21 protein-coding genes and 3 pseudogenes are annotated in these 20,078 nt (G+C 67.7%); 14 read left to right on the forward strand and 10 right to left on the reverse strand.

Annotated features, from left to right (window positions below; all coding sequences use genetic code 11):
• Positions 1-160: 160 nt before the first annotated feature.
• Positions 161-361 (forward strand): annotated as a pseudogene (locus ACFYP5_RS34565) (hypothetical protein); the annotation flags it as partial.
• A gap of 316 nt (positions 362-677) precedes the next feature.
• Here the strand turns inward: ACFYP5_RS34565 and ACFYP5_RS34570 are convergent.
• The gene (locus ACFYP5_RS34570; RefSeq protein WP_389043251.1) at positions 678-1,331 is read right to left on the reverse strand and encodes a response regulator; all 654 of its coding nucleotides are present in this window, start codon (positions 1,329-1,331) and stop codon (positions 678-680) included.
• 117 nt (positions 1,332-1,448) lie between these two features.
• A pseudogene (locus ACFYP5_RS34575) lies at positions 1,449-1,691 on the reverse strand (histidine kinase); the annotation flags it as partial.
• Between the two features lie 564 nt (positions 1,692-2,255).
• Here ACFYP5_RS34575 and ACFYP5_RS34580 point away from each other — a divergent pair.
• Positions 2,256-2,762, forward strand: a complete 507-nt coding sequence (locus ACFYP5_RS34580; RefSeq protein WP_389043152.1) for a VanZ family protein — start codon at positions 2,256-2,258, stop codon at positions 2,760-2,762.
• A 265-nt stretch (positions 2,763-3,027) separates the two neighbouring features.
• Here the strand turns inward: ACFYP5_RS34580 and ACFYP5_RS34585 are convergent, their stop codons facing one another.
• On the reverse strand, positions 3,028-3,603 hold the full coding sequence (locus ACFYP5_RS34585; protein WP_389043253.1) for a CGNR zinc finger domain-containing protein: 576 nt from the start codon (positions 3,601-3,603) through the stop codon (positions 3,028-3,030).
• Positions 3,604-4,145: 542 nt separating this feature from the next.
• The gene (locus tag ACFYP5_RS34590; RefSeq protein WP_389043154.1) at positions 4,146-4,403 is read right to left on the reverse strand and encodes a hypothetical protein; all 258 of its coding nucleotides are present in this window, start codon (positions 4,401-4,403) and stop codon (positions 4,146-4,148) included.
• Positions 4,404-5,120: 717 nt separating this feature from the next.
• Here ACFYP5_RS34590 and ACFYP5_RS34595 point away from each other — a divergent pair.
• Positions 5,121-5,555 (forward strand): hypothetical protein, encoded by a 435-nt coding sequence (locus ACFYP5_RS34595; protein WP_389043155.1) that lies wholly within the window; start codon positions 5,121-5,123, stop codon positions 5,553-5,555.
• 307 nt (positions 5,556-5,862) lie between these two features.
• Here the strand turns inward: ACFYP5_RS34595 and ACFYP5_RS34600 are convergent.
• The 3 genes and pseudogenes from ACFYP5_RS34600 to ACFYP5_RS34610 form a co-directional block, all read right to left on the reverse strand.
• A pseudogene (locus ACFYP5_RS34600) lies at positions 5,863-7,092 on the reverse strand (IS701 family transposase).
• 225 nt (positions 7,093-7,317) lie between these two features.
• Positions 7,318-7,887, reverse strand: coding sequence for a hypothetical protein (locus ACFYP5_RS34605; RefSeq protein WP_389043156.1), 570 nt, complete (start codon positions 7,885-7,887; stop codon positions 7,318-7,320).
• 61 nt (positions 7,888-7,948) lie between these two features.
• On the reverse strand, positions 7,949-8,710 hold the full coding sequence (locus tag ACFYP5_RS34610) for an IS5 family transposase (protein WP_389043158.1): 762 nt from the start codon (positions 8,708-8,710) through the stop codon (positions 7,949-7,951).
• Positions 8,711-8,858: 148 nt separating this feature from the next.
• On the opposite strand from ACFYP5_RS34610, the gene ACFYP5_RS34615 reads away from it, so the two are divergent.
• The 3 genes from ACFYP5_RS34615 to ACFYP5_RS34625 all read left to right on the forward strand — a co-directional run bounded on the left by ACFYP5_RS34615 (position 8,859) and on the right by ACFYP5_RS34625 (position 11,462).
• Positions 8,859-9,530 carry a DsbA family oxidoreductase gene (locus ACFYP5_RS34615; RefSeq protein ID WP_389043159.1) on the forward strand — a complete coding sequence of 224 codons (672 nt, stop codon included), beginning with the start codon at positions 8,859-8,861 and terminating at the stop codon, positions 9,528-9,530.
• Positions 9,531-9,689: 159 nt separating this feature from the next.
• Positions 9,690-10,307, forward strand: a complete 618-nt coding sequence (locus ACFYP5_RS34620) for a TetR/AcrR family transcriptional regulator (RefSeq protein WP_389043161.1) — start codon at positions 9,690-9,692, stop codon at positions 10,305-10,307.
• 120 nt (positions 10,308-10,427) lie between these two features.
• Positions 10,428-11,462, forward strand: a complete 1,035-nt coding sequence (locus ACFYP5_RS34625) for a nitronate monooxygenase (RefSeq protein WP_389043162.1) — start codon at positions 10,428-10,430, stop codon at positions 11,460-11,462.
• Positions 11,463-11,521: 59 nt separating this feature from the next.
• On the opposite strand, the gene ACFYP5_RS34630 is transcribed toward ACFYP5_RS34625, so the two are convergent.
• Positions 11,522-12,142 (reverse strand): HAD family hydrolase, encoded by a 621-nt coding sequence (locus tag ACFYP5_RS34630; RefSeq protein ID WP_389043164.1) that lies wholly within the window; start codon positions 12,140-12,142, stop codon positions 11,522-11,524.
• A 551-nt stretch (positions 12,143-12,693) separates the two neighbouring features.
• Between ACFYP5_RS34630 and ACFYP5_RS34635 the strand changes: the two genes are divergently transcribed.
• The 6 genes from ACFYP5_RS34635 (at position 12,694) to istB (ending at position 16,353) form a co-directional block, all read left to right on the forward strand.
• Positions 12,694-13,542, forward strand: a complete 849-nt coding sequence (locus ACFYP5_RS34635; RefSeq protein WP_389043166.1) for a class I SAM-dependent methyltransferase — start codon at positions 12,694-12,696, stop codon at positions 13,540-13,542.
• Positions 13,543-13,704: 162 nt separating this feature from the next.
• Positions 13,705-13,896 (forward strand): hypothetical protein, encoded by a 192-nt coding sequence (locus ACFYP5_RS34640; protein WP_389043168.1) that lies wholly within the window; start codon positions 13,705-13,707, stop codon positions 13,894-13,896.
• A 58-nt stretch (positions 13,897-13,954) separates the two neighbouring features.
• Positions 13,955-14,308, forward strand: a complete 354-nt coding sequence (locus ACFYP5_RS34645; protein WP_389043170.1) for a hypothetical protein — start codon at positions 13,955-13,957, stop codon at positions 14,306-14,308.
• Between the two features lie 27 nt (positions 14,309-14,335).
• Positions 14,336-14,650 (forward strand): hypothetical protein, encoded by a 315-nt coding sequence (locus tag ACFYP5_RS34650; RefSeq protein ID WP_389043256.1) that lies wholly within the window; start codon positions 14,336-14,338, stop codon positions 14,648-14,650.
• 47 nt (positions 14,651-14,697) lie between these two features.
• Positions 14,698-15,297, forward strand: coding sequence for a transposase (locus ACFYP5_RS34655; protein WP_389043258.1), 600 nt, complete (start codon positions 14,698-14,700; stop codon positions 15,295-15,297).
• 264 nt (positions 15,298-15,561) lie between these two features.
• The gene (istB, locus tag ACFYP5_RS34660) at positions 15,562-16,353 is read left to right on the forward strand and encodes an IS21-like element helper ATPase IstB (RefSeq protein ID WP_389043172.1); all 792 of its coding nucleotides are present in this window, start codon (positions 15,562-15,564) and stop codon (positions 16,351-16,353) included.
• 33 nt (positions 16,354-16,386) lie between these two features.
• Here the strand turns inward: istB and ACFYP5_RS34665 are convergent, their stop codons facing one another.
• Together ACFYP5_RS34665 and ACFYP5_RS34670 are read right to left on the reverse strand one after the other, a co-directional pair.
• A complete protein-coding gene (locus tag ACFYP5_RS34665; protein ID WP_389043173.1) occupies positions 16,387-17,154 on the reverse strand; it encodes a class I SAM-dependent methyltransferase in 768 nt (255 codons plus the stop codon).
• 197 nt (positions 17,155-17,351) lie between these two features.
• Positions 17,352-17,777, reverse strand: a complete 426-nt coding sequence (locus tag ACFYP5_RS34670; protein WP_389043175.1) for an Ohr family peroxiredoxin — start codon at positions 17,775-17,777, stop codon at positions 17,352-17,354.
• A 321-nt stretch (positions 17,778-18,098) separates the two neighbouring features.
• Between ACFYP5_RS34670 and ACFYP5_RS34675 the strand changes: the two genes are divergently transcribed.
• Both ACFYP5_RS34675 and ACFYP5_RS34680 read left to right on the forward strand, forming a co-directional pair.
• Positions 18,099-19,115, forward strand: coding sequence for an alcohol dehydrogenase catalytic domain-containing protein (locus ACFYP5_RS34675; protein WP_389043177.1), 1,017 nt, complete (start codon positions 18,099-18,101; stop codon positions 19,113-19,115).
• 165 nt (positions 19,116-19,280) lie between these two features.
• A complete protein-coding gene (locus tag ACFYP5_RS34680) occupies positions 19,281-19,877 on the forward strand; it encodes a TetR family transcriptional regulator C-terminal domain-containing protein (protein WP_389043178.1) in 597 nt (198 codons plus the stop codon).
• Positions 19,878-20,078 lie beyond the last annotated feature (201 nt).

The raw sequence follows: 20,078 nt of genomic DNA on the forward strand, positions 1-20,078 counted from the left end.
CCGGCCGAGGATGCGTCCCGCAGTGGCGTCGACCGTCGCGCAGGCGGGAAGCACCGTTGACGTCAGCCTCACCAGGGCACGGCTCGGGTACATCCGTATGGACGCGCGCTCCCGCATCGTCGCAAGATCGAATACCTGGTGAGGGCGTAGGGTCCTCGGCGCGCACATCACCGGCCCGCACGCTGCGACACTCATTCAGCCCTTGATCCAGGCGATGACACCGGGCCTGACGGCGGACCAGGTCGCCCGGGACCTGCTGTACGTCCATCCGGCCCTGACCGAAGTGGTCGAACAGGCGCTGATGGCCCTGTGGCCCCGCGGACCCTGTCCTGCGTGGTCGCGGCGGACGACCGGCCTGTAAAGCGCAGGACCACGGCAAGACCGGGAATGACCAGGGAGTTGCAGGGATGGCGCGCATCTCGAGGCTGATCCAGATGCCCTGGACGACCTCGCACAGAACTCAGCTGTACCGGGAGCGGCGTCGGCCTGCGATCAGGTACGCGGCTCCTCGCCCACGGACCGACCCGGGATGTTCTGTCGACTTCAGCTGAACGGGCGGGCGGCTCAACCCGCCCCCGTCCCGGATCGCGTTCCGGCAGAAGGCGTATCCCGCCGAGGACACGATTCGCAGGTGAGGCACGTGTGCTCTATGGCCTCCCACGGAGCGCCCTCTGTGGTCACTGCCGGTCGACGAGGCCGGTTCCCCAGGCCCAGGCAGCGATCTCCACACGGTTTCGGGCCGACAACTTGGTCTGCACGTTGCCCAGGTGGGTCTTGACGGTGCCCACCGCGATGGACAGTTCGGTGGCGATCTCGGCGTTGGTCAACCCCCGAGCCACCAGGCGTACGAGGTCCAACTCGCGGGCCGACAGTGCGCTGTGCACCGTGCGGCGGGTGGGCACCGCACGGTTGAGGCCGCGCAGCAGCCGCACCGTGATGGATGGGCTGACCAGGGCCTCACCCGAGGCCGCCGCCCGGATCGCCTCGACGAGCAGGGCGGGACCGGAGTCCTTGATCAGGAATCCGCTGGCACCGTCGTGCAGAGCGCGATGGACATACTCGTCGTCGTCGAACGTCGTGGCGATGACGACCTTCGGGGCACTGACGGTGCCGGCGCGGGGCAGGTGGCGCAGCGCTTCGAGGCCGTCGAGGCCGGGCATGCGGATGTCCATCAGCACGACATCGGGGCGGTGCCGCTCCGCGAGTTCCACTGCCTGCAGGCCGTCCGCGGCTTCGGCGACGACCTCGATGTCGTCCTCAGCGCTCAAGATCATCACGAAGCCGGCACGGACCATGGCCTGGTCGTCGGCGATCAGCACCCGGATGGTCATCGGGTCGCTCCAGCCGGGTCCGGGATCGCCGGGAGGTCGGCTTCGACGGCCCAGCCGCCGCCACTGATCGGGCCCGCTTGGATGCGTCCGCCGATCAGGCTCACCCGCGAACTCCGGCCGCCGCTCGGCGATCGCCAGCGCTCCCTGCGCCTGAACGACGATGCCAGTCACATGGTGGGCGACGAAGTCGTGCAGGTCGCGCGCGAACTCCGTGCGCTGCTCCAGGCGCAATGCCCTCGCCCGTCGTCGCCGGTCCGCCTTGATCAGCCTCCAGGCCGCGCCGGCACCGAGAACCGCGGTCGATCCCACGGCGAAGAGCAGCGCGATCATGACGCTGATGTCCACTACATCGACCGCCATCGGCCGCAGCACGATCGCCGTCCAGAGCACCGGAGTGACGACCCACGACACCCACCAGTTCCAGTTGTTCCGCCGAGGCCTGCGCGTCACCGAGCGGCACAGCAACCCTTGGCGCCCGATCAGTTTCCTTCCGCAATCAACCCTATGGCCCCCAGCAGGGCGGTGACCTGCACGTGCCGTTCCGCTGCCGCAGCACGGGTCGTACCTTCGGTCTGTCGGGGGGTGAAGCGGGCTGCCTCTCGGCCGAAAGTCGTAGTGGGCAGCTGAGGATCTGCCTCTTGCCGGATACGGAGCCGACGCGATTCCGGGAGAGTCGTGGCCGCCGGTGACGGTGTGTCATTCCACAACCGGCAGGAGCACGCTGCCTCGCCCGCGCCGAACGCTCGGCCACCACCTGGCGGCACAGGTCCAGCCCGCGAATCTCTGGAGGAATCAGGTCATGGGTGATGTCAACTACCGATTCGAGGCGGGGGCGGTCTTCGTTCCCCTCATCGCCCTATTTTGCGTCTTCCTCGCCGTGCAAGCGTTGCGTGGCAAAGCGGGGCCGCGTGGGGATGGCGGTTCGTGCCCGTCCGGATCGTGGCAGCGGTGTACATCGCAGGCGTTCTCGGTCTCACGCTCTTCCCCTTCCACATCATGTACGGCAAGTGGGCGGACGGAGCCATGTGGTACGACCAGATCAACTGGTTGTTCTTGGTCACCCTCGACCCGAGTGCCATACCCAACACGATGCTTACCGTTCCGCTGGGAATGCTGCTCCCTCTGATCTTCCCAAAGGCCACTTCCACGCGGCGGGCCGTCGCCTACGGGGCCATTCTCAGTCTCGCGATCGAGGTGTCGCAGGTACTCTGTGTGGCTCTCTTCAACAACTACCGACAAGCAGATGTCAACGATCTGCTCGTCAATACCCTCGGTTGTGTGCTGGGGTACTGGATCGTGCGGTTGGCTGTCCGGATCTCCGTCGCCGGGTGCATGCTGCGGCGCCTTGCACTTCCTGGCTCCGCTCTGGCGCCCGCACCCCAAGACGTCGGTGCGGCGACGGGCGACCGGGGCGTCGGCGCGATGGCGTGACACCCGGTCCGGCCTCGGCGTACGCGGCGAATTCCAAAAAATAGCGTCGTCCGGCACGGCATGGACGTGTTCCGCTTCACCTGCAATGCCAGCGAGTTGGCGCGTCTGCGCGGGAAAGGACGGCCCTCGGGTGCACTTTGCGGGCCAACGGGAGGCACAGCCATGGTGGGTACCCGCCCTGGGATCGCGCGTACCTGGCGGAATGGGGACGTCGGGGCCTTGAGGGTCGCCTACCGCGTCGCTGCCGTGCCGCATCAGAGCAGGCTCATGGCCTCACCTTTGCCGTGGCGGAGGTCCGCGGCTTGCTCACCTTCTTGCGGGCACGGTATGCGGCCGCCTTCACCCTGTTTCCGCACGGATCCATGGCGCACCACTCCCGTCGGGCTCCATGCGACCGGTCGATGTAGATCTGCGTGCACTCAGGCCTGCTGCACTCCTTGAGCAGCGACCCTTCCGGTCCGGTGAGAACGCGGATTGCCTCTCGTGCCACCGAGGACAGCGCCTGCTGCGCAGTCGCCTCGATCCGGCGGCCCTGCTGGGTGAGCTGCGGGACTGCCGACGGTGTGCGCGCCGTGCGGTTGAGCAGGTCGAGCGCGTCGGCGTGGTAGCTCTCCCCCGCCAGCCCGGCAGCGACGAGCGCATAGATCGCCTCGCGGAGAGCCACCGCCTCCGCAACGTCGGACGGCCCACAGTTCGTGTCGCCGTCGACGACTCCGGACTCGCGGTACCAGGCGTCGAGACTCTCCGGCGACGAGAGCATCTCTACGGGCTCGGGGTTGTGCCGCGCCCGCAACGTCCCTACGAAGTCCAGCGCCGGGGTGCCGCACTTAAAGGAATGCATCATGTCACCAGTTTGGCAGGTGACGGACAAGAGGGCAAGAAGCGCATCCTTCGCCTTGGCGCAGTACGGCTGCGGCCCGGGAACTTCACGGCGGAGTTCCCCGGCCCGCTGCGGTCGCCATCCGCGTCGCAGGCGGAGCGACGTATCACCTCTCAGTTCCACCCTGGCGCCTCCATATTCAGCCCATCTGCACGAACCGCCGTGGGCGCCACTCCCGTGGCGCGTCTCAGCAACAGCTGGATGAATAGCGTGCGGGCGTCCGACGCCGGCACTGCGCCAGCACTTCGGCTTGCCGGACAACTGACCGGCCCTTGGACGATGACCGGCGGACGAGACAACCTTTCTGCTGTCCTTCGGTGGGCCGCCGCACCAGCAACCGCCGGAGCCCGGGATCTCGGTCCCACCGCCGCAGGAGCACCCGACTCGTACGCCACCTGGCGTCACCGAGCCCCATCGACCTATCACCACGTCGGCCCGAAGCCAGGAGGCCGTGGCCGCTTCAGTCAGAGCCGTCTCACGGAGCCGCAGCCATGGGACAGCTGCTATATGAACTTGCAGGTGAGCGAATTTTCATGGTCATAGAGGTCTTGCGACGGATACCGCGCCATGACGGGGACCACTTCCGTCGTGTCCTCCGGCCGGATGCGCTCGGGCAGGGCGCCGAACCGGGCCTGACGGGCCAGCACGTCAACATCCATGTCCTTATCGACCTTCTGCATATTCATCATTTTGCTGCGCCCTTCTGTCTCTGTGACGGGAATTCGGTAGCGACGGAAGGCATAGAGGCCGTCATAGGCCACCCTTCGGCAACCACCATCATTCTCAGAAAACCTGCAGGAAACATCCGCAGGCAATGGTCATAACGGCCACCGCGACCGTGACCGTTTTCAATACTTTGGGCATTTTCACGGGAATCCTTGGATCGACGGAACACTTTTCCGCCCGAAGACCCCGGGTGCCGGTCGCGGGCGTTGATGAACGTGGGCCACAACGCCGAGCGGCTCGATTCCGTTCCACACAGCGGAAACGGTCCGGACGCGACAGCGCTCCCCCGCAGCGACCGGCTCGCATGCGCCCTTCACTGCGTTCACGTGGATCGTTACATGACCGTCGTCACCTGTCAAACAGGTGACGAATTCCCTCGGGGCGCGGCATCACGTTTGGTGGCATCGGCCGAGAACTAGTACTCCAGCCGGACTTTGGTGTATGTCCTGGTCAACGGCTTGGGTTTGGGAAGTGTAGTGGGGTGGTGCCGGGGCCGGCTGGGATTGCCCGGCATGCCCCGCGAACGAGTGCTGCGGCTACACGCGGCAGTTTGACCGCCGCGCCGATGCTGAGTGCAGCCTCACCATGACCCCGGCGGCAAGGCCGGCGCCCCTCGGGGTGATCATCATGTGATGGACCAGGACTTGTGGGCAGTACTTCCGGACGGGGAGCGCGATCAGTGGGAGTACGTGTCGGGGTAGGCACTTGGGCCGTTGCACTTTGGGATGAGCTGGACGGACTGCATCGCCGCCATGGCCGGGCACGGCTTCGCCGCCGTTTCGGATGCGACCGAAGCGGACTGGCGCGTCGCCGAGTTCCGCAAGCCGGAGCCGTACTCATGGCAGTCGGCTGTGAGGTGCTACTTCGACGTGGTCGATCGGGACCGTGTTCTGGAGTACGTGCTCGTCGACGGACGCACAGGTCCACAGGTCACCTGCGAGGGCATCCGCCTGATCGGCCGTGTGCCGTCGGAACTTGCTCAGGAGATGCAGGCGCACGCCGCCGCGTACGAGACAGGCATCAGATTCAGCTACGGCGGAGATGTCTTTTGTGACGGCTTCGAGATGGAGCCGGGCACACAGCGTGCTGGCGACAGCGTCGTGACCTGGGCATTCTTCTTCAACGCAGGGGAAGACCACAGCAACGCCAGGGATGGCGCTCCTGCGGCGATCTGGCAGCACCGGTAGGCCGATTACAGACCGCGTCGAGTTGCCCGCCGGGCACCTGCCGAGCCGCGTCATCTATGCCTCCACGACGCTCTCGCCGTCCGCCGTGACAATGGGCTCAGATGCGAACCGACCACATCAAGCTGACTAGTTCCCAAGCCGCGCTCCGGTATATCTCCTGGTCAACAGCTTGATCGTGAGGTTTCTGGCGGGGTGGTGCCGGGGGCGGGGCGGGTTCGCCCGGCATGCCCCGCGAATGAGTAACCGCGGCGTGTGTAGTGACAGCGCCGGGACCGGGCCTGGTGTCGGCGGCGCCATCTCGACCACTTCACCGCGTGGTTGTCCTGTCGAGCAGGACGTGGGTGGGTAGCTGCCAGCAGACGGCGGATCTCGGCCGGGGTGAGGTCCACGAGGTCGGGTGTGTCGTGGCCGGCTCCCCCCTTTCGCGCTCTTGGGCGGCAGCGACGGCCAGGAACGCGTGGGCGAGCATGGCGAGAGTGATGTGGCGGTGCCAGCCTACGTAGCGGCGGACTTCGTACTGGTCCAGGCCGCATTCGTTCTTCGCGCCCTGGAAGCATTCCTCGATCCTCCAGCGGCATCCTGCGACCCGCACGAGATCGGCGACGGTCGCGTCCAAGGGAGCGGATGCCAGGAAATAGGCGAGCTCTTCGGGCTTGGTGATGCTGCGGCGGGCGAGCATCCAGCGCTGCCGAGTGGGCTCGCCGCCGTCGAACTCCCAGACCACTGGCAGGCGGGCGGCAGCCCAGTCGTAGAGCCTCGGCCCCTTGGCGCCGTCGCCGCAGGAGAGCCGCTGCCATGCCTCGCCGGGGGCCTGGCCGATTAGGTGCTCGGTGCGGGGGCCGTGAACCTGCTGGGACTTCGGCACGGCCACGACGTAGGACAGGCCGGCGTCTTCCGGAAAGCGTCGGAAGCGGGAGTCCTGTCCGTAGGCGGCGTCGGCCGCGACTCAGGCGACGCGCAGCGGGCCGGCCTGCGCTCGCAGGACCATGGTGCGGGCCAGTTCGTTCTTGGTGGCGAACGGGCGGTGTGGGGGGATGCGGGCGGTGCGGCAGCGTTCGGGGTCGTCGGTCCAGGACTTGGGGAGGTAGAGCTCGCGGTCGACCAGAGCGTGACCGCGGATGGTGGCGTAGGCGGCGAAGACACCGATCTGGCAGTTCTCGGTGCGTCCGGCGGTGCCGGAGTACTGCCGTTGCACGCCGACTGAGCTGATGCCCTTCTTGACGAAGCCGGTGTCATCGATGATCAAGATGCCGTCGTCGGCGCCGAGGTGTTCGGCGACGTATCCCTGCAGGTCGTCGCGTATCTCGTCGGCCTCCCAGCGGCTCTTCGCCAGAAGGTTCTGCAGCCCGACAGGGGTGGAGTGCTGCCCGGCGAACTCGGCCAGCTGCCAGGAGTTCTTGTGCCCCACGGGTCCGAGCAGACCGCGCACGTAGTCCCGCATCCGTCGTCTGGGCTCGACACGGGGGAAGCGGTGCCCGATCCGTAAGAACAGTTCTTCCAGCCCGTGTTCCCACCCTGAGGGAGGTACGTCATCAATGTGCCATGGCTGTCCCCGTTGCTGTCACTACACCCGACGTGGTCATCCGTTCGCGGGACGGGCCGGGCGAATCCGCCCTTCACCCGGCACCACCCCGCTACAATCCCCACGCTTAAGCCGTTGACCAGGACATACACCGAAGTCCGGCTGGAGTACTAGGAGTTGTCCGGCCGATCATGTGACAGAGGCAGATGGAGACGGCGGTATTGCCTGTTTGCTGAGGGGTTACAGGTACGCCGACTCCATCCTGCCTGTGAACCGGCCGCCTACTTGACCGGCGAGCCAATGGACACGGGCGATCTGGTCACCGTCCCGGTCCCGGGAGTGCACGTGGACGGTGTGGTCCTGCGACGGATCGTCCTGGTAGAGGTCCCGGGAATTCACTGTCAGCGTGAGGTACGCGTACTTCTGCGAGATCGCCTCCAGCCTCGCTTCGGGAACCGCAGGCCACGCGTCCAGATCCCACCGAACAGCTCCGGCATCTGACCCCAGAGCGGCGATGAAGGGCTCGGCGAGGTCTGGCGGACGACCCCAGTCGAACACTTGGATCGGCAGGCAGTCTGCAGGGTTGTCGCCGGCCTCCGACGAGCCGTGCTCCTTGCCAGCCGACGCCCACCATTGGAGGTCGGGCAGTACGTGACGTACTTGCGCCAGGACATCCGGTGACCTGATCACGGCTTCAAAGTCGACCTCTCCCTGACCGATGTCTGCGATGTCCAGCAAGGCGCGCACCGCACGTATCGCTTCAGGCAGGTCGGCGGTTGTGAGGACAGCAGCCGCAGCAGAGTTACTCATCCCGGAACCATAAGACGGCACTCACAGACCGGCCGAGCGGTTTTGCCCTGCCTCGCAGTTGTCAGGACCGGAGCCTTATGGCCAGCGACACTACGGTGACGGTGCCAAGGAAGACGTAACCGCGTTTTTCGTACCGCGTGGCCACCGCTCGGGACTGCTTGAGTCGGTTGATCGCCCGTTCCACCGTGTTGCGTTTCTTGTAACGCTCTTCATCGAAGCCGGGTGGCCGTCCACCGCGTGAACCTCTGCGCAGGCGGGCGGCCTGGCTGTCGCTCTTCTCCGGGATCGTGTGCGGGATGTCCCGGCGCCTCAGGTACTCGCGGCACGGGCCGTTGCTGTAGCCCTTGTCGGCCGTGATGCTGTCGGGCTTCGTGCGAGGCCAGCCCGGACCGACCCGCGGAACGCGGATCTTTGCCAGCACCGTCTGGAACTGAGTGCAATCTGCCCGCTCCCCCGCAGTGACGACCAGGGATAGCAGGCGGCAGCAGCCGTCGGCGCTCAGGTGGAGCTTGCTGGTGAACCCGCCCCGCGAGCGGCCCAGGCCCTCACCTCCTGCACCCCCTCCACCAGGCGGGAAAGAACGCTTCGCCAGGGCGTTTCGCCCTGGTGTTCTGCTGCTTCGGCCCCCTTTGGCACGGGTGCCGGTGGCGGATCGATGCGGGCACCAGCCGCGTGCTGGTGAGCCCGCACGACGGTGGAATCGACCGCGACGTCCCAGTCGATCTCGCCAGCGGCGTCGGCGGCGGCCTGGGCCTGCTGCAGCAGTCGTTCCCACGTGCCGTCGGCTGACCACAGCCGGTGGCGATCGGAACACGCTGTTCATTCGACCGACCGAACGGCATGCGCCTCTCGACGTGTCCCACCGCGATCGGAACACGACTCACCCGAGTCCGGACGGACGGGACCCCGCTGCCGACCCGGCGCGGGCTCCGCGTCCAAAGGACCCACTGCACCCATGGAGACACCGACACATGCGCGTGGAGATCTGGACCGACATCGCCTGCCCCTGGTGCTACATCGGCAAGGCACGCTTCGAGCGAGCCCTCGCAGCCTTCGAGCACCGCGACCACGTCGAGGTGGTCCACCGTTCATTCGAGCTCAACCCGAAGGCCGAGGACGGAACCACACCGATCATCGACGCCGTCGCCGCGCAGTACGGGCGCACCCGCGGGCAGCAGGTCGCAAGAGAGGAGTACGCCGCGTCCGAAGCGCGCGCCGAAGGGCTCGGTTTCCTGGTCGGCGCACGCGTGCACGGCAACACCTTCGACCTCCACCGCCTGCTGCACTTCGCCAAGTCCCGCGGCGTCCAGGTCGAGTTGATGAATCTCGCCTTCCAGGTGAACTTCGCAGAAGAGCGCTCGATCCACGACAAGGAGACCCTGCGGAGTTTGGCGGTCGAAGTGGGCCTGGACGACGCAGAGGTGCGCGAGGTGCTCGCCGATGCCGACGTGTACGCCAAGGAGGTACGGGCCGACGAGCGGCAGGCCGCCGAATTGGGGGCAGGCGGTGTGCCGTGCTTCGTGCTGGACCGGCAGTACGGTGTGAGCGGCCTGCAGCCCGTCGAACTGTTCGGCCGAGCACTGGACCAGGCCTGGCGAAACCGTCCGGCGGCTCGGCAGCGACACCCGGACACGGCAGCGTGACGACTGCCTACGAACCAGTCACCGACCACGACGAAATTTCCGCGGACGCGTGCGACGCGCTCGTCGTCATCGACAGAGCGAGGATCGGGGCGCGGGAGCGCCCGACTCACTAGCCGACCGGTCTAGTAATAGATAGATGAGCGGTCGTATACTAAGCAGGTGGGACGCAAAAGTGATGCCAGGGAGAAAATTCTCGGTGCCGCGCACTCGCTCATCGAGCTACGCGGCTATTCAGCTCTGGGCGTGGCCGAGATCTGCGAGACGGCCGGCGTACCCAAGGGAAGCTTCTATTACTTCTTCGAGTCGAAGGAGGCCCTCGCGCTCGCCGTGATCGACGAGCAGTGGGCCCTCCAGCGGAGCGACTGGGCCCGCATCCTCGAGAGCGACGCTCAGCCACTGCAGCGGATGCGACAACTCTGCGAAGAGACGGAGGCCGAACAGTTGGCCGGGCAGCAGAGCTGCGGGACCGTTTCAGGCTGCATGTTCGGCAATCTCACCCTGGAGATGAGCAACCGGACCGAAGCCGTCCGCAGACGCCTGCAGCAGATTTTCGACGACCAGGTCGCGATGGTCGAGGCCGTCATCACCGAGGCCCACGAGCGTGGCGAGGTCACGGTGAGCGACACGCGCGAAGCAGCGCGATCCGTGGCCGCACAGCTTGAGGGTCAGGTCCTGTTCGCCAAGCTCTACAACAACGCCTCCCAGCTCGGCGCGCTCTGGACGAACTGTCTGGCCCTGTTGGGCGCTCGCAGCCCGCACATGCCGGCCGCCGCCTGACACGACGGCTGCCGCACTCGATCTGCAGCAGCCGGGAGCCGACCGGCGGCGCGCGGACCGGGTTCGGCCCCCCACGGGACCCGACAAGGCGCACGGTGCCACCACAGGAGGAATACACATATGACGCTTTCGCCGCTGCTCGATCTCGGGGTGAGCGCCCCGATCCTCGCCGCTCCGATGGCCGGCGGTCCCACCACGCCGGCACTGGTCACCGCGGCGGCCCGGGCGAACAGCTTCGGGTTTCTTGCGGGCGGCTACCGGACCGCCGACGCCCTGGCCGAGCAGATCGCGGCGGTTCGCTCCGACGGCGTGGGCTTCGGGGTCAATCTGTTCGCGCCCAACCCCGTCCCGGTCGACCGAGACGCCTTCCATCACTACGCCCGTAGGGTCGCATCCGATGCCCGGGCGTATGGCGTCGACGTCCTGGCAGCCGGGATCGTCGAGGACGACGACCACTGGCCGGACAAGATCGACCTGCTGCTGTCCGACCCGGTACCGGTCGTCAGCTTCACCTTCGCCATCCCGAAGGCGGCGGTGATCGCCGCGCTGCGCGCCGCCGGCACGGTGGTCGTCCAGACGGTCACCTCGCCCGCCGAGGCCCGACAGGCCGCGGAAGCCGGCGCGGACCTGCTGGCCGTGCAGGCCTCGGCGGCAGGAAGGCACTCCGGCACGCTGACGCCGCAGCGCATCCCGGAACCCGTGCCCCTGGCCGAACTGTTGGGACAGGTGCGCCAGGCGGTGAGCCTGCCACTCGTCGCCGCAGGTGGAGTGGCCACCGCGGCGGACGTGACCGGGGCGCTGCTTGCCGGAGCCGCGGCGGTCATGGTCGGTACCGTCCTGCTGCGCGCCGACGAGGCCGGTACCTCCAAACCGCACCGGACCGCGCTGGCCGACCCGGCACGGAGCCGGACCGTGGTGACCCGGGCGTTCACAGGCCGTCCCGCAAGAGCGCTGCGCAACGGCTTCACCGACCGCTACACCGCTCTCGCTCCCGCCGGATATCCCGCACTGCACCACCTGACCAGCCCGATGCGCAAAGCTGCCGCTGCCGCGGACGACCCCGAGCTGATCAACCTGTGGGCCGGTACCGGGTACCGCCATGCCACCGCCGAGCCGACTGGGCAGATCCTGCAACGCCTGGCGTCCGGGCTCTGACCGGCATGCCGTGCCCGACGACTGGCATGCTCGCGGCGACTCGAACGCACGACAGCCCCTCAGGCCAAGGGGACACCGAGCAGGACCTCCAGCCGCGCAATCGTCTCTTCCGGGTCCTTCGCGTGGACGGCTGCCAGCCCCAACTCCGCTGCCGGCGCGAGGTGCTGCTCCGTGTCGTCCACGAAGACACAGGTTTCGGCAGGCTTGCCGAGCATCTCCAGCATGAGCTGGAAGATGGCCGGATCGGGCTTGCGCATCCGGTGGCGCTCAGAGATCACCACAGCGTCGCAGAGCTGGTCGATGTCGTACCCGTCATACAGATTCCAAGGGTCGAGTCCGACGGAGTTCGACAGGATCCCCACCGACACACCGGCCCGCCGGGCGGCGACTACGGCCTTGATCATGGCGGCCTCGGGACGCAAATCCGCGAAGATGCGTCCCATGAGGTTGCCGGCAGCCACACCGAGGCTCCTGGCGGCCGCGCTGTTCCATTCCGCCTGAGTCATCGCGCCGCGCTCGAGATCGTGGGTGCGCCGGGCCCCCTCCTCGTCGAGGTACAACGCCGTGACGCAGGCCCCTCGAGCGAGGCCCTCGCGCTGCTCAAAGGCGAGCACGGAGGGCAACAGGGGTGTGGTCAACACACCGCCGAAGTCGAGGATGAGGCCGGTTCGGTGGGTCATGGCAGGAGTCGTGGGGCCCGGCCGAGGACGCGCCATAACAGCGCTGCGGCCGCCGTCACCGGGGCCGAGACGGCGTTCGGGCACCTCAGAGCCACCGACACGGCGCCGTCGTGCCGCCTCCGCGCTGCGCACGAGCCGGCGGCTGCAGCCCAACGGCCAAGCCAGGGTGCGTTGGTCACTCCCCGAGCCAGACGGTCTTCGGCCGTCGACTCCTGCACCCCTTCCCCAACCCGGACCCTGGCTGTCGTAACGCAAGCTACCTAGGCCGCCGCACCCAGCGATCCTGCCATCACGCTCAGGACGTCCCTCACCTCGGGCGGGAAGTCGCGGGGAGACAGCCCACCCTCTTTCGAAGGCGAAGTCACTGTCTCCTGGCCGATGCTCCAGGTGCCGGTCGGAGCCGACTCGCCGGGCTCGAGCACCGTCAGGTGTATGAGCCGTACGACTCCGTACGGCACCTCGGACACCCACGGTTCGCAACAGCGTCTGGACCGACGGGAGTGCTCACTCCCCTCAACAGGCCCCTGGAATCGATCATCTAGGCTGGCGCGGTGACTAACGCGCAGGAGCGGGTGCAGCCATCGGGAGTGTGGGCCACGGCGGTGGGGGTGGCCAGGGTGCGGGCACTGGAGACCGAGCGGGAGAACGCGCTGTTCCGCGACCCACTGGCACAGGCCTTCGCCACCGCCGGCGGCCTGTGGCCCTCCTCGCCGCTGCCCGATGACGAGGCCGCGCGACGCCGCCGACTGGCCGTGTCGTACTCCATCGTCATCAGGACGAAGTTCCTCGACGACCTGTTGCAGCAGGCCTCCGCGTCCGGGATCCGGCAGGTCGTGCTGCTCGGCGCCGGCATGGACAGCCGGGCCTTCCGGATCGACTGGCCCGAGGGCACCCGGCTGTTCGAGGTCGACACCGCCGCGCCACTGGACTTCAAGGCTTCGGTGCTGCGCCAGGAGCGGGCCGTCGCACGCTGCGAGCGGATCACCGTCCCGGTGGATCTGCGTGAGGACTGGCCAGGCGCGCTGGCCGCCGCAGGACACGACCCGGCCATGCCGACCGCGTGGATCGCCGAAGGACTACTGATCTATCTACCCGAGGACGCGGTGGAGCTACTGCTGGCCCGGATCAGCACGCAGTCGGCGGCAAGCAGTCGGATGGGGCTGACACTGGGCTCGCGCGGCGTGATCGAGCGCTTCGCCGCGGACGCCGAGCCGGGATCGGCGGCGTCCATGTGGGTCTCGGAGATGCCCGACGACCCGGTGGGCTGGCTGGCCGGGCACGGCTGGGAGGCCGACAGCCACACCCTGCACGAGCGCGCTGCCGCCTACGGCCGCCCGATCAGCACCCCACCGCAGCGCGAGGAGCGGCCCGGCGGACTGATCTCGGCGGTCCGCCAGTAGAGCGCCTTCCGGTTGCCTAGATGATCGATTCCAAGGCGGCCTGATGAGTGGAGCCAGGTTCATGCGGGCCAGCCAGCCATGCGCGCACTGACCGCCTACGACAACTAAAGTTCGCCTGAAAATCGCCTGGCTGGATGGTGGTGTGGTCGACAGTCCTTCGCCGTGAACGAAGTGCTGCCGCAGCTGGACGAATTGCCGTTCTCCTCGATCGCCGGTGTGTCCGTGGAGTCGGTCGAGATGACCGACAAAGTCGTCCAGATCGAAGCCCGTGCAACTTCCCGCCGGGCGGCCTGCCCGGGATGCGGATGCTGGTCAGGACGAATACATAGCTCCTACCTGCGCTTTCCCCCGTGACCTACCGGCGGTCGGCAGGTTCGTCGTGGTGTCGTTACGGGTGCGTCGGTTCGTCTGCATGGAGGACTCATGTCCTCGCAAGACCTTCGCCGAGCAGGTGTCCGGCCTGACCCGCCGGTTCGGCCGGCGGACCGAGCAGCTGCGATCGACTCTGGTCTCGGTCGGTCTCGCGCTCGCGGGCCGGGCCGGCGCCCGGATGACGGTCACCTTCGGGGCCCCGGCCAGCGGGAACACCCTGCTGAGGCTAGTCACCTCGCTGCCGGACCCGCCCGCAGCCATGCCTCGCGCGGCCGGCGTGGACGAATACGCCCAGCCCAGGGGCCGGATCTACGGAACTGTGCTCGTCGACGTTGAGACACGGCGTCCGATCGACCTCCTGCCCGACCGGGAGGCGGACACCCTCGCGGCGTAGCTTGCCAAGCGCCCCGGCATCGAGATCATCTGCCGCGACCGCGCTCCCTTCTTCGCCGAAGGCGCCACCCGCGGTGCCCCTCAGGCTTTCCAGGTCGCTGACCGGTGGCACCTCTGGCACAACCTCGGCGAGGCTGCGGAGAAGTGCGTCTACCGGCATCGCGACTGTCTGCGGCCCCGACGCCGCCGGACGAACCACCAAAGGAAACGGATCCGACCACGTCATCGCCCTGGCCGACAGGGCACCGGTTCGCCGAACGCACCCGCGCCAAGCACGCCACCATCCACGCGCTTCTGGACGCCGGTCACAGCAAGCGGTCCGTTGCCCGGCAACTCGGCGTGACCCTCAACACCGTTATGCGTTTCTCCCGAGCCACCGCCCCGGAAGAGATGTTCACCGGCCAGTGGCAAAGCCGTGCGACCCCGCTTGACGCCTACAAGCCCTACCTCGACCAGCGCTGGCTGGAAGGCTGCACCAACGCCTGGAAACTGTGGGAGGAGCTCTGCGAGCAGGGCTATCCGCGCGGCTACAACAGCGTCCGCGACTACGTCAGCCGGGTACTGCGTGGCAAGCCCCAGCCGGTCGGGCCACCGCCGCCATCCGCCCGTGCCGTCACGCGTTGGATCCTCACGCACCCCGACGCCCTGTCCGAAAGTGACCAGCTCCAGCTCAAAGCCGCGCTGGCGAACTGCCCTGAACTGACAACCCTCGTCGAGCACGTGCGCTCTTTCGCCCACATGGTCATCCACCTGCAAGGCGACCATCTCCCGCAGTGGATCGAATCGGCCAGAGCCACAACCGACCTGACCAGTCTCAGCCGGTTCGCCCAGCACCTCGAACGCGACCTTGACGCCGTCACTGCCGGCCTCACACAGCCCTGGAACTCGGGTGTCGTGGAGGGACACATCAACCGCATCAACATGCTCAAGCGCCAGATGTTCGGCCGTGCAGGGTTCGAACTCCTTCGCAAGCGCGTCCTATTGGCGTGACCGAACGTCACCGCTCCACAAGAAGTGGACCAGAGCCCGAGTAGTGACGTCACAGTGGAGGCCCGCAAAGCCGCCCAGGCGGAGGACGAGCCAACCGTCGGCGCATCCGTCCCGGCGCTTCCCGGGACGCCAGCGACCGTCACGTCGCTGCACCAGTGGCGCCTCGCGCACCTCCCGCCGGACACCAGGCCGCTGCCGTCGGTGACCCCCTATGCTCCGACGCCGCCGCACCAGCGGCAGCAACCACCATGAGGGAGAAGCACAGTGACCCTGCCCCGCCAGCGAGGCTTGACCGAGCAGGCCGCCGACGCCGCGATCGACACCGCCTGCCGCCTGCTGCGGCTGCCCTCGATCCGCAACGAGTTCACCGACATCGCCGACCGGGCGGTCAAGGACCAGATGACCTACCGGGGCTTCCTCGCCGAACTGCTGATGACCGAGTGCGACGACCAAGCCCGCCGCCGTTCGGAACGACGGATCAAGGCGGCGGGCTTCCCGCGGGAGAAGTCGCTTCGGGCGTTCGACTTCGACGCCAACCCGAACATCGACGCGGCCACCGTCCACACCCTTGCCAGCTGCGAGTGGATCAAGAAGAGCCAGCCGCTCTGCCTGATCGGCGATTCCGGCACTGGCAAGTCCCACATGCTCATCGCTCTGGGCACCGAGGCCACAATGAAGGGCTACCGTGTCCGTTACACGCTGGCCACGAAGCTGGTGAACGAGCTGGTCGAGGCCGCCGACGAGAAGCAGCTGAACAAGACCATCGCCCGCTACGGGCGCGTCGATCTTTTGTGCATCGACGAGCTCGGCTACATGGAACTCGACCGCCATGGCGCCGAACTCCTCTTCCAGGTCCTGACCGAGCGCGAGGAGAAGAACAGCGTCGCCATCGCGTCCAACGAGTCTTTCGGCGGTTGGACCAAGACCTTCACCGATCCTCGCCTCTGCGCGGCCATCGTCGACCGCCTGACCTTCAACGGCACGATCATCGAGACCGACTCCTACCGCCTCGCCAGCACCCGAGCACGCGCTGAGGAACCCGCCAGGGCTGGCTGACACCTGCCCTCCCACGCCGAGAGGTGGGGTCACCTACTCACCGGCGCGGGCCACGAGCAGCGGCTGGAAGAAGCCCGTCTCCGGCGGCATCCGCCACTCGGGGTCGACAAACCCGGCCTCGGCTGCGAGGCCGGCCAGCCGGTCCCGGTCGAGTGCCCAGTAAGTAGTACGGCGGACCTGGACGCGCCATTCTCCGCCTGCCGGAAGGAGTTGGAAGTGCTCCAGGTCGTAGTGCTCGCCGTCGTCCTGCCAGTGCCAGAGCTGGAAGGTCACTGTCCGTTCTCCGCCGTCGGCAGCCTGGTGGACTTGTGGAGGCGTCGAAGCGGGGCGGTCGCGCAGCAGGTCGTCATAGGGGCGTGTGCTGACCAGCAGCAGGCCAGCGGGACGCAACACACGGTGCATCTCGGCCAGGGCAGCATGCACATCCTGCTCCGTCAGCAGGTGAGGCAGCGAGTTGTCCGCGCAGACGACGGTGTCGAACTGGCCGTCGGGAAACGGGAGGCGTCGCATGTCGGCGGCGGCCGTGCACAGGCTCAGGCCGTGGCGGGCGGCCTCACGGGCAGCGCGGCCGGCGGCGCGGGGGCTGAGGTCCGTCCCGGTGACGCGGTGCCCCCGCAGCGCCAGACCGATGGCCTGCGTGCCAATGCCGCAGGAACAGTCGAGCACCGCAGCGCGATCCTGACCGATCAGGGTGTCCAGGGCGCCCCCCTGCCGACGGATGCTCGCGTCCCAGTCTGAATAGATCAGGTGGTAGTCGTCGGCCAGTTCGTCGTAGAAGTGCGCCACCGATGTCTCGGGCATGGCCCGAGACTACCGCGCATGGTTTCCCGAAGGTGCTGGTCACCTCCGTGGCTGGCGCGAACGCCCACACTGACGACAGCGCCGTCATTTCTCGTGAACATCTGCGAGCCCGCTGATCGCCAACTGCTGCTGAAACTCATCGACAAACGCTGCTGCCGAACGTGAACGAAGCCAGTGGGTCGGCCCCCTCGGTGGCCTCAGGCGACGGTGGCGTCGATGGTGACCGGAATGTTGAGTGCCTTGGAGTACGGGCAGATCCGATGGGCGCCCGCGCCGAGCTCCTCGGCCGTCTGCTGGTCCACTCCGCCGAGCTCGAGGTGCAGAACGGCACTGAGTCCGTAATCACCCGTCTCGTGCTGGTGATGCAGAGTGACTTCTGCGACAACGGCCAGGTCCTTCAGAGTCACCTTCCGCTTGGCGGCAGTGATCTTGACCGCACCCAGGAAGCAGGACGCCCATCCTGCGGCGAGGAGCTGCTCGGGATTGGTGGCTCCGCCGGCACCGCCCAACTCCTTCGGGATGGCCAGGGTGAGGTCGAGGAGTCCGTCGTTGGACGCGGCGCGACCTCCGTTGCGGCCCTCACCGGTCGCGGCGACAACGGCGGTGTACTTCGTTTCGGCCATGCTCATACCCTTCTCGCTCGCCCCGGGCAAACACGCCCGGCGCGTCACCTGTTCAAGTGGTGATGACCTTGGCATGCGTTCCGTCACCTGTCAAACAGGTGATCAGTGGAAGGGCGGACGCATATCGGCGGCCCGCCGCTCACCGTCCACCGGGAGCCGCATCCGGGCTCGCTTGACGCATTTAAGACGACCGCCCATATTGGAGGGCATCCGCCGCTCCGAAGCAGCGCGGACCCACAGCGCAGCCGCTCACGGCCTGTCGCCCGTTGGTGCGATCCGGGGGCTCCGGCCCCTACACCCCGTCACTCATGAAGGAGAACCATGTCCACCTACCGTGCATTCGAGGTCACAGGGGCGCGGAGCTTCGAGCTCGTCACCCGAGAGGTCCCCACACCGCCCGCGGGGCACGTGAGGCTGAGAGTGGAGAGCTGTGGGGTCTGCCACTCCGACGCACTCGCCGTGGAGGGCCTGCGGGCCGATCCGGCGCAGCCGATCGTTCCCGGGCACGAGGTCGTCGGCGTCATCGATGCCGTCGGCGAGGGGGTGGGCACCTGGCATGTCGGGGACCGGGTGGGGGTGGGCTTCTTGAACGGCCACTGTGGTGAGTGCAAGCCCTGTCGCCGCGGAGACTTCGTCAACTGCGTGAGCCAGTCCCAGACCGGAACGACCACGGACGGCGGTTACGCCGAGGTGCTCGTCGCGCGCAGCAGCGGCCTGGTCCGGGTGCCGGACGGCCTGTCCTCCGTCGACGCAGCACCGCTGCTCTGCGCAGGCCTGACGACATTCAGCGCTCTGCGCCGCCTCGACGCCCGCCCCGGTGCCCTCGTCGCGATCCAGGGCATCGGTGGTCTCGGCCACCTCGGCATCCAGTACGCCACCCGGCTCGGATACCGCGTCGCAGCCATCGCCAGGGGGCGCGAGAAGGAGCAACTCGCCGTGGAGCTGGGCGCGAGCCACTACATCGACAGCGCGGCGGAGGACCCCGGTGCCGCGCTGCAGAAGCTGGGCGGGGCCGAAGCCGTCATCGCCACCGCGGCGAGTGGCAGCTCGATGACGCCACTGGTCCCAGGCCTTGCCCCGCGCGGGCACATGGTGGTGGTCGGCGTCGCCACGGACCCCCTCTCGATCTCCACGCCGGACCTCGTCCTCGGCACCCGCACCATCAGCGGCAGCCTCACGGGCTCGTCCATCGAGAACGAGGACAACCTCGATTTCAGCAACAGCTTCGGCATCCGTCCGATGGTGGAGACGATGTCGCTGGCGCAGGCGCCCGAGGCGTACGAGCGGATGATGTCCGGCCGGGCCCGTTTCCGGGTCGTGCTGGACATGACCGGCTGACTCCGCGACGGAGGTGCCCCAGAGCGGACGACACCACGGCAGGGCCGCGTGCTGCACGCGACGACGGCCGGGCGTGCGCGCTGCGTCGCGCCAGGTGTCGGTCGCGCCGGGTGACGTTTGACTCTGCCGAGGCGACCGACCATATTGCGAGGCGGAGGTGGCATCATGGCCCGACGAAGCATGCGTGAAGAGATCGTCGACGCGGCAGTCGCGCAGTTCCACTCGAAGGGGTATAACGCCGCAGGCGTCAAGGACATCACCGATGCCGCCGGCACGCCCAAGGGGTCGTTCTACAACCACTTCGAGAGCAAGGAATCACTGGCCGTCGTCGCCCTGAACCGCTACGGCGCGAGTCGGCGGCTGCAGGATCTGGCGGCGCCCGACGTCGAGCCGCTGGTGCGGCTGCGTAAGCACTTCGAGTTCCTGCGCGACGAGACCGTGAACGCGGGATTCGCCCGCGGCTGCCTGATCGGGAACTTCGGGGCCGAGGTCGCCGACCACAGCGAGACCATCCGTGCCGGCGTCCGCGAGTCGCTCGGACACTGGGCCTCGATGATCTCCGGTGCGCTCGTCGAGGCGCAGCAGGCCGGCACGGTGCGGGCGGACCTCGATTCCGAGAAGACGGCACGGTTCCTCCTCAACGCATGGGAGGGCACGCTCATCGCCGCGCGCTCCAGCCGGTCGGGGGATGCCTTCGACGACTTCTTCGATACGACCTTCGGAACACTGCTCACGCCGCTTCTGGCACAGTCTCAGCCGTAGTACCCACGGGTGGGTACTACGCGCCATGTCGTCTGCAGGGGCACACCCCCTCCGCAGCTCGACTCCGGAGATGATCCGCAGCGCAGTGCAGCGCACGCACGGGACGGAACGGGGCACCGGCCGGCGCGGCGGAAAATGGCAGCCGTCGCCCCCCCTCCGGGCGAACCACCCCGGCCCGTTCCCTCTTCACCGGACGTCCTG

The sequence above is a fragment of the Streptomyces sp. NPDC005262 genome (assembly GCF_042872425.1).
Taxonomy (GTDB): Bacteria; Actinomycetota; Actinomycetes; order Streptomycetales; family Streptomycetaceae; genus Streptomyces.